Origin of the sequence: Pseudomonas sp. App30 (genome assembly GCF_047947025.1) — a bacterium.
GTDB lineage: Bacteria > Pseudomonadota > Gammaproteobacteria > Pseudomonadales > Pseudomonadaceae > Aquipseudomonas.
Map to the genome: position 1 here is coordinate 1,921,382 of NZ_CP133165.1, position 15,824 is coordinate 1,937,205.

Below are 15,824 nucleotides of genomic sequence, written 5' to 3' on the forward strand. Positions count from 1 at the left end.
GGCGTCAAATGCTCACGCCTCTGACACTTTGACCACCAGCTTGCCGAAGTTGCGCCCTTGCAGCAGGCCGATGAACGCCTCGGGGGCATTCTCCAGGCCGTCCACCACGTCCTCGCGGAAGCGCACCTTGCCGTCCCGCACCCAGGGCAGCATGGCCGCAGTGAATTCGGCCTGGCGGTCGCCGAAGTCATCGAAGACGATAAAGCCCTGCATGCGGATGCGTTTGGTCAGCAGCAGCCGTGGCAGCAGCGACAAGCGGTCGGGGCCAGCCGGCAGTTCCGTGGCGTTGTACTGGGCGATCAGGCCACACACCGGAATGCGCGCGCAGGGGTTGAGCAGCGGCATCACCGCGTCGAACACCGCGCCGCCGACGTTCTCGAAATAGATGTCGATGCCCTGGTCGCAAGTGGCGGCCAGGTCCTGGGCGAAGGTTCGCGACTTGTGGTCCAGGCAGGCATCGAAGCCCAGTTCGTCCACCACGTAGCGGCACTTATCGGCACCGCCGGCCACACCCACCACTTTCAAGCCCTTGAGCTTGGCCACCTGCCCCACCACCGAACCCACGGCGCCGGACGCTGCGGCCACCACCAGGGTTTCACCGGCCTTGGGCTCGCCGATGTGCATCAGCCCCATGTAGGCAGTCATGCCGGGCATGCCCAGCACGCCCAGGGCCAGGGACGGGTTAGGGATGCCGGCGGGCAGCACGATGAGGTCGTCGCCGTTGGAGATGCTGTGGCTCTGCCAGCCGGTCATGCCCACCACCTGGTCGCCCACGTGGTATTTGGGGTGGCGCGACTGCTCGACCACGCTCACGGCGCCGCCGGTCATCACCTCGTCGATCTGCACCGGCGCGGCGTAGGACGGCGCGTCGCTCATGCGCCCACGCATGTAGGGGTCCAGCGACAGATAGAGGGTGCGCAGCAGCACCTGGCCGTCTTCAAGGTCCGGCAGCGCCACGCGCTCCAAGCGGAAGTTTTCCGGGGTGGGGGCGCCCTTGGGGCGCGAAACCAGCACGATGCGCTGGTTGAGGGTGAGGTCCTGTGACATCGAGGGGCTCCTTGGTAGAGGGCAATACAGATGCAGACCCTACCACGCCCCCCGACGTTCCCCGTAGCAGCGGCCGAAGGCCGCGTCCCAGGCACCACGTTACCCCCTGACGCGGCCTGGCGGCCGCTGCTACAGGATAAAACAACAATGCCAGGCGGGTGCCTGGCATTGGGGTGCAGCGCAAGGTGCCTTAGAACGGCATCTTGAAACCTGGAGGCAGTTGCATGCCAGCGGTCATGCCGCCCATTTTTTCCTGGCTGTTGGCTTCGATCTTGCGCACGGCGTCGTTGACGGCGGCGGCGATCAGGTCTTCCAGCACTTCCTTGTCTTCCTGCATCAGGCTGTCATCCAGGCTGATGCGCTTGACGTCGTGACGACCGGTCATCACCACGCTCACCAGGCCGGCGCCGGATTGACCGGTCACTTCGGCGTTGGCCAGTTCTTCCTGCATCTTGGCCATTTTTTCCTGCATCTGCTGCGCCTGCTTCATCAGGCCGGCCATGCCACCTTTCATCATGGGGATCACCTCATCGGTTGTTTGGTTGGCCGCACGGCGCCTCGCTCAGGAGGCACCGCGCGTGGTTAACGGGTTACTGGCTTTGGCTGACCAAAGCGTCGACAGGTTCAATAGTATCCTCACGCACCACCGCGCCGAACTGGCGAATCATCTGCTGGATGAACGGATCGCCATGGATCGAGGCCTCGGCTTCGCCCTGGCGCTCGGCGCGGCGACGCGACGCCGCCTGGGCCGGGGTTTCCTGCTCGGGGCGGATCAGCTCCATGGTCAGCGTCAGGGTGCGGCCGTGGTACTGGTTCAGCGCCTCGTTCAGGCGGCGCTGCTGGGTGGCGTTGAACAGCGCGCTGTGGGCCGGGTCCAGGTGCAGCAGCCAGTGGTCGCCGTCCACGGCAATCAGGGTGCAGTTGGCGGCGATGCTGCCGGTCATGCCGGAAATCGGCAGCTTGGGGAACAGTTCGAGCCATTGCAGGGCCAGGCCGGTGGCCGGCTTGGAGGCTGGCAGCGGCTCGGGGGCGGCAACCGGCTCGGGCGCGCTCTCGCTGGCCAGTTCGTCCAGGTAGCTGTAGCCCCCGGCGTCCATGTCCGGCGCGTAGTAGTCCTCGTCCATCGGCGGCTCGTCGTCGCGGTCCATGCCGGCGGGCAGGTACTCGATGGGTGGCACGTCCATTTCCGGGGCCGGCGGCACCACGCTGGCGGGCACCGGCGTCGGCATGGGCGTGAGCGCCGGCTGTTCGGCGACCACGTCCAGCAGGGGTTCTTCCAGGGGCACCGGCAACGGGTCCGGCTCCACTTGGGCGGCAGGCGGCGGCTCGATGGGCGCCGGCTCGTTCCACGGCAGGTCGACATCGGCCACGGCCGGCGCTGGCTGGGCCGGTGGCTCAGGGGTGGGTGCAGGCGCGGGCGGCGCCACCACCGGTGCGGGCGGTGGCGCGACAGGGGCCGGTGCGGGGGCGGCAATGGCCGCCACGGTGGGCGCGGCAGCCGGGGCTTGCGGGGACTCAGCCGTGGCTTGGCTGGTCCCCACCGGCTTTAGCACCGGCCTGGGGGCATCGCCGGTATCCGCCGGGCGGAAGGCCAGCATGCGCAGCAGCACCATCTCGAAGCCGCTGCGTGGGTCTGGTGCCAGCGGCAGGTCACGACGGCCAATCAGGCCCATCTGGTAATAAAACTGTACGTCCTCGGCCGGCAGCGCCTGGGCCACCGCCAATACGCGGTCACGGTCGCCGTGGCCGTTGTCCACGGCCTCCGGCAACGCCTGGGCCACGGCCACGCGGTGCAGCACGTTGAGCATTTCCGCCAGCACGCCGTTCCAGTCCGGGCCCTGTTCGGCCAGGTGGCGCACGGCTTCCAGCAGTGCTCGGGCGTCGCCTTCGAGCAACGCCTGCAGCACGCCGTACACCTGGCCGTGGTCCAGGGTGCCGAGCATGGCACGCACGTCAGCGGCCAGCACCTTGCCTTCACCGAAGGCAATGGCCTGGTCGGTGAGGCTCATGGCGTCGCGCATGGAGCCATCGGCGGCGCGGCCCAGCAGCCACAGGGCGTCGTCCTCGAACGGCACCTGTTCGGCGCCCAGCACATGGCTGAGGTGCTCGACCACCCGCTCCGGGGTCATGTTCTTCAGGGAGAACTGCAGGCAGCGCGACAGGATGGTGGCGGGCAGCTTCTGCGGGTCGGTGGTGGCGAGGATGAACTTGACGTAGGGCGGCGGCTCTTCCAGCGTTTTCAGCAAGGCGTTGAACGAGTGGCTGGACAGCATGTGCACTTCGTCGATCAGGTAGACCTTGAAGCGCCCGCGGCTCGGGGCGTACTGCACGTTGTCGAGCAGCTCGCGGGTGTCCTCGACCTTGGTGCGGCTGGCGGCGTCGATCTCGATCAGGTCGACGAAGCGACCCTCGTCGATCTCGCGGCACACCGAACATTCGCCGCATGGCGTGGAGGTAATGCCAGTCTCGCAGTTCACGCACTTGGCGATGATACGGGCGATGGTGGTCTTGCCCACGCCGCGGGTACCGGTGAACAGGTAGGCGTGGTGCAGGCGCTGGTTGTCCAGCGCATTGATCAGAGCCTTGAGCACATGGGTCTGGCCAACCATTTCGCGGAAGGAGCGCGGACGCCATTTACGGGCAAGAACCTGATAACTCATCGAAAACCGTCGCAACTAGAATGCCAAAGACCGCTAATCGTAGCGGAGCAGGGGCAAAAATGCATCCAATGCTTGCCGATCAAGCGTCACCGGGCATGACGAAGGCCAGATAGTGGCTAAGCTGATGGCTTGTACGCGTTTTTACGGCATGGAGACGCCGATGCGCCTGACCTTGACCGCGCTGCTGCTGATTGCCGGCCAATGCCTGGGGGCGCCCGCGCCGCTGCGCTTTTCCATCGCCGAAAGCTGGACCATGCCCCTGGTGCAAGTGACCAATGGCGCCCCCACCCAGGGCATCCTGTACGACATGATGCAGAGCCTGGCGCGCCAGGTGGGGGCGCCCGCCGAATTCCACGTCATCGCCCGCCTGCGCCTGCAGGCTGCCATGGAGCATGGCGACGTGGACGTGCGCTGCTACGCCGCCCAGTCGTGGCTGCCGGGGCTGTCGGGCGACTATATATGGAGCCTGCCGCTGATCACCCAGCGCGACTACCTGGTGGCCCGCGCCGACGATACCCAGCCCGTGAACCTCGACACCCTGCCCGCCCAGCCTATCGGCACCGTGCTGGGCTACACCTATGACGCCCTGCAGGCGCGCCTGGCCAGCGGCCAACTGGTCCGCGACGACGCCCGCGGCCAGGACCAGGTGCTGCAGAAGCTGCTGGCGCGCCGCTACCGCTACGCCATGACCAACAAGCTGTCCCTGGACTGGTTCAACCGGCAATTGCCGCCTGCCCAGCAGCTCAAGCCAGTGGCCTTCGTCGAGGAGCAGGCGCTGGGCTGCTACGTGCGCAACGACCCGGCGGTGCCGGTGCAACGGATATTGCGCACCCTGCTGCGCATGAAGATGTCCGGCGAGATCGACCAACTGGTGCAGCACTACACCGGAACCCCGTAGCAGCTGCCGAAGGCTGCGTCAGCTCCCCGCGCGCTACCGGGGACGCAGCCTTCGGCAGCTGCTACGGATTGTTGTATCATCCTCGACAAATTGATTCAAAATGTAAGGGACTACAATGAAATACCTGCGCCCCCTGCTGGCCGCGGCGTTGCTGTGCGCCGTGCAACTCCCCGCCTACGCCGATGCGCCGCCCGCCGCCGCACAAACCCACCCGGCCATGACCGCCGAACAACTGCTGGCTTCGCTCAAGCCCCAGCACGGCACTGTCCAGCTGCCGGGCGATATCGCCACCCTGACGCTCAACGACGATTTCTATTACCTGTCCCCCGGCGACACCGAGCGCGTGCTGAACATCGGCTGGGGCAACCCGCCCGGCATCAAGACCCTGGGCATGATCGTGCCGAAGGCCACCAACCTGCTGTCCGAAGGCGGCTGGGGCGTGATCGTCAGCTACACCGAGGACGGCCACATCGCCGACGATGACGCGGCCAAGATCGACTACAACCAGTTGCTCAAGGACATGCAGGCCGAGGACGAGGACGACAACAAGGCGCGCCACGAGCAAGGCTACGACGGCATTACCCTGGTGGGCTGGGCCGAACCGCCGCACTACGACCAACAGAGCCACAAGATCTACTGGGCCAAGGAACTGAAGGCCGAGCACGCCGACGTCAACAGCCTGAACTACAGCATTCGCGTGCTGGGGCGCAAAGGCGTGCTGGAACTCAACGCCGTGGCCGCCATGAGCGACCTGCCGACCATCAAGCGCGAACTGCCCCAGGTGATGGGCTTCGCCGATTTCACCGACGGCAACCGTTACGCCGACTACAGCCCGGCCACCGACAAGCTGGCCGCCTACGGCCTGGCCGCGCTGGTGGCGGGCGGCGTGGCCAGCAAGGCCGGCTTGTTCGCCAAGCTGGGGCTGATGCTGCTGGCGCTGAAGAAGTTCGTGATCATCGGCGTGGTGGCCGTCGCGGCGTTCGTGCGCAAGCTGTTCAGCCGCCAGCGCTGAAGGCCATCACGACGCCACGGCGGCAGGCCCCAGCAACGCCTCGGTGCTATGGCTGAAGCCGCCGTCGTCGGTGCCCAGCATGCGGTTGTAGATCAGGCGGCTGAGCACCGACTGCGGCAGGTTGAAGTTGCGCCGGAACGGCGTGACGATCCATTCATTGGCCATGGTTTTCTCCATCAGGCGCTCGAAACTGCCCACCACGGTCTTGGCCGCATGGTCGCGGCTGACCCCGCCACGCTGGTAGAACGCCGCGGCATCCCGAGCTGCCCGGTACAGCACGTTGCACACCTGGGCCACGGTGTAGCTGCGCAACGCCGTGACAATCATGGCTCGGGTCTTGTCGCCGGCGCGGTAGCCCAGGCGGTACTCCTCCAAGGCCATCTCCAGGAACGCCAGGCATTCGAGCAACGCCAGTTCGTTGCAGCAGCCGCGCAGCTCCGTTGCCCCGGCGAGGAGGAAATCAGGGTGCAGGACGTGATGCTCCAGCAAATCGTACAGCGCAGGCCCGGCAACACCCGGCACGGTGGGCAACCAGCGCACTTCATTGAAGTGCACGCGGGCGTTCTGGTCCTTGTCGAGGTCGATGGCGGCCGGGTCCGAGGCCGGGTCCACGGCGATCACCCCCGCGCGCCACAGGTCATTGATCAGCTCCCGGTCCATGTCGCGCTGGGGCGTCAACCGTTCCTGGCGCACCTGGCAGTAGGGGCGGATGTGCGACAGGTCCTCGCTGCCGGCGTACTTCAGCAAGGCCAGCAGGTACAGGCAGTGGCGTGGCGCCAGCGCCGACAGCGGCCGCCCCTCGGCCATGGCCTGCTCGAACGCCTGCACGATGCGCAGGCGCTTGGCGATGGCCAGTTGTTCCTGTTCGCTGGCCTGGCATGCGTCGCAGCGAAACGGCCGCCCCTCGCTGCGGGAAATGAAATCGGTGCGGGTGGCGAACAGCAGCGGCTCGGCGCAGCGTGCGCATTTCATCACCGTGGACCAGGCCCGGGAATGGCGCCGCACCACGGCCGTCAGCTCGGACTGGCTCAGGCCTTCGTCGCGGTAGATGCGCGCCACAGTCTCGGCGAACCGCCCGCTGTCGGCGTCCAGGCGCCAGTAGCGCAGGCACAGGGCACGTGTCTCGGGGTCGGCGTCCAGGTACTCGATATACAGGCCTGGGTGTTCGGTCATGGGGCTGGTCTCGGGTGGCTTTTACAGTGCCACCACTGTAGAGCCCCCGCCGTGGCGAGAAAGCCGGACGAGTCCCAAGCAAAAGCGTGAAATTTCCGAAGCCCTTGAAGTGCGCTTCCTACAAACGCGCCCGGCCGCGTCCGCGGCAACGCGGTGCCAAGGACGCGGCCGGCGGCCGCTGCTACGGGTTAGTAAGTGCCCACTACGTGGCGTACGCGCTCCAGGGCATGGCGCAGCGCGCCCATGTCCACCGAGCCCAGCGCCAACCGGATGGCGTGGGGCACGTGCGCCGAGGTGGCGAACAGCTCGGCAGTCGACACCGCGACCTGCTCGCGCAACAGCGCCACGGCCACCTGGTCGGCGCGCAATTCCTCGGGCAGCGGCAGCCAGATGAAGTAGGACGCAGGGTGGCGCACCAGCGGCATGCCCTTGAGCACCTGCCCTGCCAGGACTTGCCGGCCCCGTGCGTCCTGGCGCTTGTAGGCCTCGCATTGACTGACCGTGCCGTCCTTCAGCCACTGGCAGGCGATGGCCGTCATCACCCCCGGGGTGTTCCAGTGGGTGGCGCGGATCATCCGCTCGATGGCCGCCACCCACGGCAGCGGCGCCGCCACGAAGCCCACGCGCAGGCCAGTGGCCACGCTCTTGGAAAACCCCGACACATAGACCGTCCGTTCCGGCGCGAAGGTGGCCAAGGGTGGCGGTGCGTCCTCTACCAGAAAGGCGTAGGCAGCGTCCTCGATAACGATCAGATCATGCCGACGCGCCACTGCCGCCAGCTGTTCACGCTGCGCGCCTTCCATCACCCATCCCAGCGGGTTCTGCAGGGTCGGCATGCAGTACAGCGCCCGCACACGACGGCGCTGGCACAACGCATCCAGCGCCTCGAGGTCAGGCCCTTGCCCTTTCACCGGGATCGGCACCAGTTCCACCCGATGGGCCTCGGCGACAATTTTGAACCCCGGGTAGGTCAAGGCATCCACTGCCACCACGTCACCGGGCTGCAGCAGCCCCATCACCGTCACGGCCAGGCCGTGCTGGGCGCCCGTGACAATCAGCGTCTGTTCGGCGCTCACCTCCAGCCCCTGGGCCTGCAGGTATCCCGCCATCGCCGCGCGCTCCAGCGGCCGGCCGGCGTGGGGCTGGTAGCGCAGCAGCGCCTCCAGGTCGCCGGCGGTAGCGAGGTTGCGCAGCGCTGCGCGCAGCCTGTCGGCCTGGCCGGGCATGGAGGGGTAATTGAAATTGAGGTCGAGCATGCCGGCGGCCACGGGCGCCTGGTCCACGCCGTGGCCGGCGGGCAACTGGGTGTCGCGCACGAAGGTGCCGCGGCCGGTCTCGCCACTGACCAGGCCCATGCTCGCCAGCTCGGCGTACACCCGCGTCGCCGTCACCAGCGCCAGGCCATGCTCGCCGGCCAGCTCGCGATGGGTAGGCAAGCGCGTGCCGGGCAGCAGGCGGCCGGCATGAATGTCAGCAGCAAAGCGGTCCACCAGTTGCTTGTAACGAGCGCGGGCCATAGGCAGATGTATCCATGACAATCATTTGATTGTGCTGATTTTCGCTCCTAGGATGGATCGCCTGCAATCCCCACTCCCTTCAGGAAACGCCATGGAACGCACCAGCACCACCGCCCCCTTCGCCAAGCCCTCCAGCGGCTGGCTCAACGGTTTCATCGGCGTGCTGATCTTCAGCGGCTCGCTGCCCGCCACGCGCCTGGCGGTGCTGGATTTCGACCCGTTGTTCCTCACCGTTGCCCGCGCCACGCTGGCGGGGCTGCTGGCCCTGGCCGTATTGCTGTTGTTCAAGGAGCGGCGCCCGGGGCGTGGGCAGCTGTTCTCGCTGGGCATCGTGGCGCTGGGCGTGGTGGTCGGCTTCCCGCTGCTGACGGCCTTGGCGCTGCGCCATGTCACCTCTGCCCATTCCATCGTCTTCCTCGGCCTGCTGCCCATGGCCACGGCGATGTTTGCCGTGCTGCGCGGCGGCGAGCGGCCGCGGCCGGCGTTCTGGCTGTTCTCGGTGATCGGTGCCCTGCTGGTGGTCGGCTACGCCTTGGCCCAGGGGGTAGCGGCAGCGCCACTGGGCGACCTCCTGATGCTCGGCGCGGTGCTGGTCTGCGGCCTGGGCTACGCCGAAGGCGCTGCCCTGTCGCGCAGCCTGGGCGGCTGGCAGGTGATCTCCTGGGCGCTGGTGCTGGCCCTGCCCTTCATGGCCGTGGCCACTGCGTTGCTGATGCCGCCCAGCTTCGCCAACGTGCACCTGGCCGGCTGGTTGAGCCTGGGCTACGTGGCGTTGTTCAGCATGTTCATCGGCTTTGTGTTCTGGTACCGCGGCCTGGCCCAGGGTGGCATCGCGACGGTGGGGCAATTGCAGTTGCTGCAACCGTTCTTCGGCCTGGCGTTGGCAGCGACGGTGCTCGGGGAGCAAGTGAGCTGGGGAATGCTGGGGGTGACGATGGGCGTGATTGGCTGTGTGGCCGGGGTGCGGCGGTTCGGGCGCTGAGGCCAGTACCGGCATCTTGCTTGACACTCGTGCACCGCGCCAAGCAGTGTAGAGGCGCACCACAGTCAATCTTCTTCCCTGCCAAGGATGCCTATGCCGACTGTAATGGATTACGCCGCCCTGCTCGCCCTCGCCGAGAAAACCGCCGCCGTTGCCATTCCCTGTAGCTGTACCGCCAAACCCCTGGTGGGGTGGGAGGGCTGGCCGGTAACCCTGCGCGAAGCCCAGTTCACCCAGGTGGGCACCCTTGCGCAGTTCGACGCCGACCAGGCCACGCTTGACGAATACCACCCCGCAGGCACCAGTTACTGGTCAGCGCACGCGCCCATCGCGCCGCTGTATTACCCCTACAACCAATGCGGGGTGTGGCAATGCAGCGCGTGCGGGCGGGCCTACCTGCGCTACAACGACGATGGCGCCTACCATTCCGAAAGCCGCATCCGGCTGCTTGGCGCCACATTGCTGGTGGACGCCCCGCACCCGCACGGCGGGCGTTGACAGCCTAGGGTCTGTATGAAATGTGTTCCAGCGAAGGCCAGGCAAGGCGAAAACAGGCGAGGAAGCGGAGTTTACGGGTTGTAAATGAGCATTCCGAGCCTGTTTTCAACGCAGCATGGGCGAGCTGGGATACATTTCGTACAGAGCCTACGTGTACCAACGGCTCAAGGGCATGGGCTGCCCGCCCTGCACAGCCTGCACCGTGGTGAACAGGTCGATCATGCGCAGCAGGTAGGTATGCTGCTCGCGCAGTGTCGCCGCGCCCTGCCGCGCAATGGCCTGGCGCTCGTCCTCGTGTTCCAGGTAATAGGCGCAGATCTCCAGCAGGTCCTGGGTGTCACGGAAAATCACCAGGTCCTTGCCGTTGGTGAACAGCTTGCCCAGGTCCTGCTTGTCGTTGGTCAGCAGGAAACCGCCGCAACTCAGCACATCGAAAATGCGCATTGGCAGCCCGTACTCGACGAACGAGCGGCTGAGGTTGAGGTTGATCTTCGACTGCTGGAAAATCTTCGGCATCGTCTCGAAATGATCCGCGTGCCCGGCATATCCCTGAATCTGTCCTTCCCATTCGCTGTTGCCGTACACCCGCAGGTCGAAACGCTGTTCAACCTGGCGCACCAGGCCAATTCGCTCTTGCCAGGAGTGTTCGCGCGCGAGCAGGTAAGCCAGCTTTTCCGCGGGGCTGAGCAAGTGTTCGCCGGTGAGCCCGTAGCCGGATTCCCGGTTGACGTCGGCAATCAGCGCCTCGTCGATGTGCTCGGCCAGGGTAAAGGTTGCGCTGGGTTGGTCCAACGACTGGATCAACGCCGCGCAGCGAGCGCTGGTGCTTGGCGATAACCTGGGCTGGATCAGCGAGGCGTACTCGGTCCTGGTCAGGTTGGCGACAAAACTGATGTCGTGCACAAGGTCCACGGCCGCGCCTTGTTGCTGGAGCTGCTCGATGCGCCCCGGGTTGGCGGCCACCGGCAAATGGTAAATCTGCCGCACCCCACGCGCCCTCAAGCGCTGGGCAATGGCCGCGTCGTAGGCGAAGGTGAAACTGTGCGAATGTTTGACGGCGCCGTCGTAGAGCGGATAACACGGCGTATCGATGACCCACGCCAGGTAGGTGACCTTCAGCAGTTCGCAGACTTCGGAGATGTAGCGGTTGAAGTTGATGGTCAGCACATAGTCCGGCCGGCTGCTCATCAAGCCCATCACGTTATCTTCGGTGATGGGCAGGCAGGTAACGCGAAAGCCGAGGGTGCGCAGCGCGTCGGCGCAGTCCCGGGACACCACCGGCGCCTCGAATACCACGACCAGGGCGGCCGATTGGGGTTGTTCAGCGTCCACGGCAAAGTCTCTGAAAGTGAAGGTCGAAAGCCTACCATAGCAGGGGTGGCGGCCCTAGACGCAGCCTGCGGCAGCGGCCACGTGAGTCTAGAGTTGCTTTATCCGCCCTACAGCAGAAACGGAAATTCCATGTTCAAACGGACCTTGGCGATCCTCGCCGCCCTCACCTCGCTTCCCGCCCATGCCGGCACCCTGTGCAACCTGGTCACCGACGCGAAAACCTCCGCCGTCCTTGAGCAAACCGGCGACTGCACCACCCGCGTCACCCCCGCCTCCACCTTCAAGCTCGCCATCAGCCTGATGGGCTTTGATGCCGGTTACCTGCACGACGCCCATACCCCGCTGCTCAACTACCAACCCGGCGACCCCGACTGGGGTGGTGCCAACTGGCTGCAACCCACCGACCCGGCGCGCTGGATCAAATACTCGGTGGTCTGGTACTCCCAGCGCATCACTCATGCCCTGGGGGCCGCCAAGGTCGGCCACTACACCCGCGCGTTCCGCTACGGCAACGCCGACCTGTCTGGCGACCCGGGCAAAGCCAACGGCCTGGACCGCGCCTGGATCGGCTCCTCGCTTAAAATCTCGCCGGTGGAACAGGCCGCGTTCCTGCAACGGCTGGTGAACCGCACGTTGCCGGTGAGCCGCCATGCCATGGACATGACTGCGCGGCTGGCGCTGATTGATGAACGCCCTGACGGTTGGGAAATACATGGCAAGACGGGCATGGCGTACCCACGCGATGCCAATGGGGTGAGCGATGAAGCCCATGGCTATGGATGGTTTGTGGGCTGGGGTATGAAGGCTGGGCGCACGGTGGTGTTCGCACGGCTGGTGCAGGACGAGCAGGCCGGGGGTGTTTCAGCAGGATTGCGAGCGCGCGGGGAAGTGCTGCGCGATTGGCCCACAATAACAACCCACCCGTAGCAGCTGCCGAAGGCGGCGTCCGGGGTTTGCAGAGTGCCCGGTCGTTAAGCGGGGGCTTCGGACGCGGCCCCTGGCCGCTGCTACGTGCGGTGTACCTGACATGGCGCCCACGCGCCCGCGTAGCAGCGGCCGCAGGCCGCGTCCGGGATTTTTTGCACACGCCAGAAAGACAAAACCCCCACCTGCCTGCGCAGATGGGGGTTTCGGAATTTAATCTTGACGATGACCTACTCTCACATGGGGAAACCCCACACTACCATCGGCGATGCATCGTTTCACTGCTGAGTTCGGGATGGGATCAGGTGGTTCCAATGCTCTATGGTCGTCAAGAAATTCTGTAGCCAGGATGCCCTTTGGGAGGCATTCCAGCGAATCGGGTATGTGATGGTATTTGTGAATCAGCAAACTTTCGGTTCGTATCATCTTCACAACACCGCAATCTGGTCATTCGACGCAAATTGCTTGGGTGTTATATGGTCAAGCCTCACGGGCAATTAGTATTGGTTAGCTCAACGCCTCACAGCGCTTACACACCCAACCTATCAACGTCGTAGTCTTCGACGGCCCTTTAGGGAACTCAAGGTTCCAGTGAGATCTCATCTTGAGGCAAGTTTCCCGCTTAGATGCTTTCAGCGGTTATCTTTTCCGAACATAGCTACCCGGCAATGCCACTGGCGTGACAACCGGAACACCAGAGGTTCGTCCACTCCGGTCCTCTCGTACTAGGAGCAGCCCCTCTCAAATCTCAAACGTCCACGGCAGATAGGGACCGAACTGTCTCACGACGTTCTAAACCCAGCTCGCGTACCACTTTAAATGGCGAACAGCCATACCCTTGGGACCGGCTTCAGCCCCAGGATGTGATGAGCCGACATCGAGGTGCCAAACACCGCCGTCGATATGAACTCTTGGGCGGTATCAGCCTGTTATCCCCGGAGTACCTTTTATCCGTTGAGCGATGGCCCTTCCATACAGAACCACCGGATCACTAAGACCTACTTTCGTACCTGCTCGACGTGTCTGTCTCGCAGTCAAGCGCGCTTTTGCCTTTATACTCTACGACCGATTTCCGACCGGTCTGAGCGCACCTTCGTACTCCTCCGTTACTCTTTAGGAGGAGACCGCCCCAGTCAAACTACCCACCATACACTGTCCTCGATCCGGATAACGGACCTGAGTTAGAACCTCAAAGTTGCCAGGGTGGTATTTCAAGGATGGCTCCACGCGAACTGGCGTCCACGCTTCAAAGCCTCCCACCTATCCTACACAAGCAAATTCAAAGTCCAGTGCAAAGCTATAGTAAAGGTTCACGGGGTCTTTCCGTCTAGCCGCGGATACACTGCATCTTCACAGCGATTTCAATTTCACTGAGTCTCGGGTGGAGACAGCGCCGCCATCGTTACGCCATTCGTGCAGGTCGGAACTTACCCGACAAGGAATTTCGCTACCTTAGGACCGTTATAGTTACGGCCGCCGTTTACCGGGGCTTCGATCAAGAGCTTCGCGTTAGCTAACCCCATCAATTAACCTTCCGGCACCGGGCAGGCGTCACACCCTATACGTCCACTTTCGTGTTTGCAGAGTGCTGTGTTTTTAATAAACAGTCGCAGCGGCCTGGTATCTTCGACCGGCATGGGCTTACGGAGCAAGTCCTTCACCCTCACCGGCGCACCTTCTCCCGAAGTTACGGTGCCATTTTGCCTAGTTCCTTCACCCGAGTTCTCTCAAGCGCCTTGGTATTCTCTACCCAACCACCTGTGTCGGTTTGGGGTACGGTTCCCGGTTATCTGAAGCTTAGAAGCTTTTCTTGGAAGCATGGCATCAACCACTTCGTCGCCTAAAGGCAACTCGTCATCAGCTCTCGGCCTTAGGATCCCGGATTTACCTAAGATCCCAGCCTACCACCTTAAACTTGGACAACCAACGCCAAGCTGGCCTAGCCTTCTCCGTCCCTCCATCGCAATAACCGGAAGTACAGGAATATTAACCTGTTTTCCATCGACTACGCTTTTCAGCCTCGCCTTAGGGACCGACTAACCCTGCGTCGATTAACGTTGCGCAGGAAACCTTGGTCTTTCGGCGTGGGTGTTTTTCACACCCATTGTCGTTACTCATGTCAGCATTCGCACTTCTGATACCTCCAGCAAGCTTCTCAACTCACCTTCACAGGCTTACAGAACGCTCCTCTACCGCATCACCCAAAGGTGATACCCGTAGCTTCGGTGCATGGTTTTAGCCCCGTTACATCTTCCGCGCAGGCCGACTCGACTAGTGAGCTATTACGCTTTCTTTAAAGGGTGGCTGCTTCTAAGCCAACCTCCTAGCTGTCTAAGCCTTCCCACATCGTTTCCCACTTAACCATGACTTTGGGACCTTAGCTGACGGTCTGGGTTGTTTCCCTTTTCACGACGGACGTTAGCACCCGCCGTGTGTCTCCCATGCTCGGCACTTGTAGGTATTCGGAGTTTGCATCGGTTTGGTAAGTCGGGATGACCCCCTAGCCGAAACAGTGCTCTACCCCCTACAGTGATACATGAGGCGCTACCTAAATAGCTTTCGAGGAGAACCAGCTATCTCCGAGCTTGATTAGCCTTTCACTCCGATCCACAGGTCATCCGCTAACTTTTCAACGGTAGTCGGTTCGGTCCTCCAGTCAGTGTTACCTAACCTTCAACCTGCCCATGGATAGATCGCCCGGTTTCGGGTCTATACCCAGCGACTAAACGCCCTATTAAGACTCGCTTTCGCTACGCCTCCCCTATTCGGTTAAGCTCGCCACTGAATATAAGTCGCTGACCCATTATACAAAAGGTACGCAGTCACAGAACAAAGTCTGCTCCCACTGCTTGTACGCATACGGTTTCAGGATCTATTTCACTCCCCTCTCCGGGGTTCTTTTCGCCTTTCCCTCACGGTACTAGTTCACTATCGGTCAGTCAGTAGTATTTAGCCTTGGAGGATGGTCCCCCCATATTCAGACAAAGTTTCTCGTGCTCCGTCCTACTCGATTTCATGACTAAGAGATTTTCGCGTACAGGGCTATCACCCACTATGGCCGCACTTTCCAGAGCGTTCCGCTAATCTCAAAGCCACTTAAGGGCTGGTCCCCGTTCGCTCGCCACTACTAAGGGAATCTCGGTTGATTTCTTTTCCTCAGGGTACTTAGATGTTTCAGTTCCCCTGGTTCGCCTCTTGCACCTATGTATTCAGTACAAGATAACCATCTTATGATGGCTGGGTTCCCCCATTCAGACATCTCCGGATCACAGTCTGTTTGCCGACTCCCCGAAGCTTTTCGCAGGCTACCACGTCTTTCATCGCCTCTGACTGCCAAGGCATCCACCGTATGCGCTTCTTCACTTGACCATATAACCCCAAGCAATCTGGTTATACTATGAAGACGACATTCGCCGAAAATTTGCATGCTTGCTCAACTAAGAGCAGTCACAAATTTTACCTTAGCCTGATCCGTTACCAGTGAAAGTAACGTTCAGTCTATCTTTCTATCACATACCCAAATTTTTAAAGAACGATTCTGATAAAGTTCAGAAATCAACATTCGATGCGAATGCTCATTTCTAAGCTTTGTCGGTAGGTGGTGGAGCCAAGCGGGATCGAACCGCTGACCTCCTGCGTGCAAGGCAGGCGCTCTCCCAGCTGAGCTATGGCCCCAACAAGAAACTGGTGGGTCTGGGCAGATTCGAACTGCCGACCTCACCCTTATCAGGGGTGCGCTCTAACCAACTGAGCTACAGACCCAGTTAAGAGCTGTTACCGA

Annotated in this window: 11 protein-coding genes, 2 tRNA genes and 2 rRNA genes; 5 read left to right on the forward strand and 10 right to left on the reverse strand. The window is 62.8% G+C overall.

All coding sequences use genetic code 11. The features are described from left to right. Positions 1-12: 12 nt before the first annotated feature. The 3 genes from RAM80_RS08755 to dnaX form a co-directional block, all read right to left on the reverse strand. Positions 13-1,047, reverse strand: coding sequence for an NADP-dependent oxidoreductase (locus RAM80_RS08755; protein ID WP_416425876.1), 1,035 nt, complete (start codon positions 1,045-1,047; stop codon positions 13-15). Between the two features lie 190 nt (positions 1,048-1,237). Then, positions 1,238-1,564 (reverse strand): YbaB/EbfC family nucleoid-associated protein, encoded by a 327-nt coding sequence (locus RAM80_RS08760; protein WP_027981427.1) that lies wholly within the window; start codon positions 1,562-1,564, stop codon positions 1,238-1,240. A 73-nt stretch (positions 1,565-1,637) separates the two neighbouring features. Further along, the gene (dnaX, locus tag RAM80_RS08765; RefSeq protein WP_416425878.1) at positions 1,638-3,707 is read right to left on the reverse strand and encodes a DNA polymerase III subunit gamma/tau; all 2,070 of its coding nucleotides are present in this window, start codon (positions 3,705-3,707) and stop codon (positions 1,638-1,640) included. A gap of 160 nt (positions 3,708-3,867) precedes the next feature. Between dnaX and RAM80_RS08770 the strand changes: the two genes are divergently transcribed. Together RAM80_RS08770 and RAM80_RS08775 are read left to right on the forward strand one after the other, a co-directional pair. After that, positions 3,868-4,605: a substrate-binding periplasmic protein gene (locus tag RAM80_RS08770; RefSeq protein ID WP_416425880.1), complete on the forward strand. Its 738-nt coding sequence runs from the start codon at positions 3,868-3,870 to the stop codon at positions 4,603-4,605. A 115-nt stretch (positions 4,606-4,720) separates the two neighbouring features. Then, positions 4,721-5,617 (forward strand): DUF2167 domain-containing protein, encoded by an 897-nt coding sequence (locus RAM80_RS08775; RefSeq protein ID WP_416425881.1) that lies wholly within the window; start codon positions 4,721-4,723, stop codon positions 5,615-5,617. Positions 5,618-5,623: 6 nt separating this feature from the next. On the opposite strand, the gene RAM80_RS08780 is transcribed toward RAM80_RS08775, so the two are convergent. Both RAM80_RS08780 and RAM80_RS08785 read right to left on the reverse strand, forming a co-directional pair. Beyond that, positions 5,624-6,790, reverse strand: a complete 1,167-nt coding sequence (locus RAM80_RS08780) for a hypothetical protein (protein ID WP_416425883.1) — start codon at positions 6,788-6,790, stop codon at positions 5,624-5,626. Between the two features lie 188 nt (positions 6,791-6,978). Then, positions 6,979-8,307 carry a PLP-dependent aminotransferase family protein gene (locus tag RAM80_RS08785; RefSeq protein ID WP_416425885.1) on the reverse strand — a complete coding sequence of 443 codons (1,329 nt, stop codon included), beginning with the start codon at positions 8,305-8,307 and terminating at the stop codon, positions 6,979-6,981. 91 nt (positions 8,308-8,398) lie between these two features. On the opposite strand from RAM80_RS08785, the gene RAM80_RS08790 reads away from it, so the two are divergent. Both RAM80_RS08790 and RAM80_RS08795 read left to right on the forward strand, forming a co-directional pair. Further along, positions 8,399-9,289, forward strand: coding sequence for a DMT family transporter (locus RAM80_RS08790; RefSeq protein ID WP_416425887.1), 891 nt, complete (start codon positions 8,399-8,401; stop codon positions 9,287-9,289). A gap of 93 nt (positions 9,290-9,382) precedes the next feature. Continuing rightward, positions 9,383-9,787 carry a hypothetical protein gene (locus tag RAM80_RS08795; protein WP_416425889.1) on the forward strand — a complete coding sequence of 135 codons (405 nt, stop codon included), beginning with the start codon at positions 9,383-9,385 and terminating at the stop codon, positions 9,785-9,787. A 147-nt stretch (positions 9,788-9,934) separates the two neighbouring features. On the opposite strand, the gene RAM80_RS08800 is transcribed toward RAM80_RS08795, so the two are convergent. Continuing rightward, positions 9,935-11,119, reverse strand: coding sequence for a CgeB family protein (locus RAM80_RS08800; protein WP_416425891.1), 1,185 nt, complete (start codon positions 11,117-11,119; stop codon positions 9,935-9,937). A 129-nt stretch (positions 11,120-11,248) separates the two neighbouring features. Between RAM80_RS08800 and blaOXA the strand changes: the two genes are divergently transcribed. Next, complete coding sequence (blaOXA, locus tag RAM80_RS08805; RefSeq protein WP_416425893.1) at positions 11,249-12,046, forward strand: class D beta-lactamase; 798 nt, start codon at positions 11,249-11,251, stop codon at positions 12,044-12,046. A gap of 214 nt (positions 12,047-12,260) precedes the next feature. On the opposite strand, the gene rrf is transcribed toward blaOXA, so the two are convergent. The 4 genes from rrf to RAM80_RS08825 form a co-directional block, all read right to left on the reverse strand. Next, positions 12,261-12,376, reverse strand: a 5S ribosomal RNA gene (rrf, locus tag RAM80_RS08810). Between the two features lie 143 nt (positions 12,377-12,519). Next, positions 12,520-15,412: ribosomal RNA gene (locus RAM80_RS08815) — 23S ribosomal RNA — on the reverse strand. Positions 15,413-15,642: 230 nt separating this feature from the next. Next, positions 15,643-15,718: transfer RNA gene (locus RAM80_RS08820), tRNA-Ala, on the reverse strand. A 10-nt stretch (positions 15,719-15,728) separates the two neighbouring features. Continuing rightward, positions 15,729-15,805 (reverse strand) — tRNA-Ile (locus RAM80_RS08825). Between the last annotated feature and the right edge of the window lie 19 nt (positions 15,806-15,824).

What these genes read in the sequence shown, in the direction of transcription:
- RAM80_RS08755 (WP_416425876.1), bottom strand. Translation starts at nt 1,047, where the DNA reads ATGTCACAGGACCTCACCCTCAACCAGCGCATCGTGCTGGTTTCGCGC.
- RAM80_RS08760 (WP_027981427.1), bottom strand. Translation starts at nt 1,564, where the DNA reads ATGATGAAAGGTGGCATGGCCGGCCTGATGAAGCAGGCGCAGCAGATG.
- dnaX (WP_416425878.1), bottom strand. Translation starts at nt 3,707, where the DNA reads ATGAGTTATCAGGTTCTTGCCCGTAAATGGCGTCCGCGCTCCTTCCGC.
- RAM80_RS08770 (WP_416425880.1), top strand. Translation starts at nt 3,868, where the DNA reads ATGCGCCTGACCTTGACCGCGCTGCTGCTGATTGCCGGCCAATGCCTG.
- RAM80_RS08775 (WP_416425881.1), top strand. Translation starts at nt 4,721, where the DNA reads ATGAAATACCTGCGCCCCCTGCTGGCCGCGGCGTTGCTGTGCGCCGTG.
- RAM80_RS08780 (WP_416425883.1), bottom strand. Translation starts at nt 6,790, where the DNA reads ATGACCGAACACCCAGGCCTGTATATCGAGTACCTGGACGCCGACCCC.
- RAM80_RS08785 (WP_416425885.1), bottom strand. Translation starts at nt 8,307, where the DNA reads ATGGCCCGCGCTCGTTACAAGCAACTGGTGGACCGCTTTGCTGCTGAC.
- RAM80_RS08790 (WP_416425887.1), top strand. Translation starts at nt 8,399, where the DNA reads ATGGAACGCACCAGCACCACCGCCCCCTTCGCCAAGCCCTCCAGCGGC.
- RAM80_RS08795 (WP_416425889.1), top strand. Translation starts at nt 9,383, where the DNA reads ATGCCGACTGTAATGGATTACGCCGCCCTGCTCGCCCTCGCCGAGAAA.
- blaOXA (WP_416425893.1), top strand. Translation starts at nt 11,249, where the DNA reads ATGTTCAAACGGACCTTGGCGATCCTCGCCGCCCTCACCTCGCTTCCC.